The 961-nt window shown below is 44.7% G+C and carries 2 protein-coding genes; both read left to right on the top strand.

The features are described 5' to 3' along the window. A partial coding sequence (locus RH85_RS22945; RefSeq protein WP_006711873.1) for a hypothetical protein occupies nucleotides 1-230 on the top strand: 230 nt, incomplete at its 5' end. Next, nucleotides 227-829, top strand: coding sequence for an STY4526/YPO1902 family pathogenicity island replication protein (locus tag RH85_RS08800; RefSeq protein ID WP_006711874.1), 603 nt, complete (start codon nucleotides 227-229; stop codon nucleotides 827-829). The genes RH85_RS22945 and RH85_RS08800, both read left to right, overlap by 4 nt. Nucleotides 830-961 lie beyond the last annotated feature (132 nt).

Here is a 961-nt window from a genome sequence, read left to right on the forward strand (position 1 = left end):
GCTGTTTTGTGACAGAGCGTTGTCAGTTTGCTCAAGCGAATACCTACAGCCAAGTCCAACAAGGATTACAGCCACTTGGTAAACATCGACTTCGAGCAGATGGACGCAGTGTGCATAAGGCACTTATCAAAGAGAGTGATAAATCTCTGAATGGTTTTTTATTCGCGGTACAGCCTGAGTGGGCTGACCTTTACCCAATTAACCCTCATGTCTACTTGGAGTGTGAATGAGCAGTAAAAATGAAAAAAGTGCAATTGCACCAATGGCTCAGAGCCAAGTTCAAACAGAGATTTGGTGGGCGGTTCTCAATCATTTATCGGCAGTAGCAAGCTTAGGTAAAGATGAGCACCTTCTTAATGCAGGGATGATGCCGGAGTTAATTGCGGCGTTGAAATATCAATCAAGTGTTGATTTAAGGCAATTATCTTCCTCGTTAACTCAAACGGGCATGCTTTGGGATATCAATCAGCTTTGCCGAATGATCCGCTTGGCAGCGATACCGAAAGAAGCTCAAGAGCTTTTGTTACTCGGTGCTAATAACAAAGTAATGGCGAGATATTTAAGAACGAGTGCGGCTAAATGTAAAGAGTGGCGCGAAGTTGTTGAAGTGACACCATGTTTCAGAGCGAGATGTGTACCCGATAAGAATTATCAAACCGTATTAGAGCTACTGGATCAATTATGTGAAAAGCATACCCCGATGGGGATTCCAATCGATGAGTTATTGACCATTGCTCAGCAGCATCAGGTTAGCCTGGGAGCAATGTGGACTGAATTAGAAAAGTGGGATGAAGAAGATGAAGCAGACAAGAAAAAACAAAAGAAATAATCACCAGGGACTCGGCGCTTTAGCCGCCGAAGCTCAAATGTCAGTGCATAGCGTTGATACAATGCGGTTGTGGAATCCAGGCGACAAAGCTCCGTTACCAAGCGTTGGCCGCTTTCTTTCGACGGTCAGCGC

This window comes from Vibrio ichthyoenteri ATCC 700023 (assembly GCF_000222605.1).
In the GTDB taxonomy this organism is placed as follows: Bacteria; Pseudomonadota; Gammaproteobacteria; order Enterobacterales; family Vibrionaceae; genus Vibrio; species Vibrio ichthyoenteri.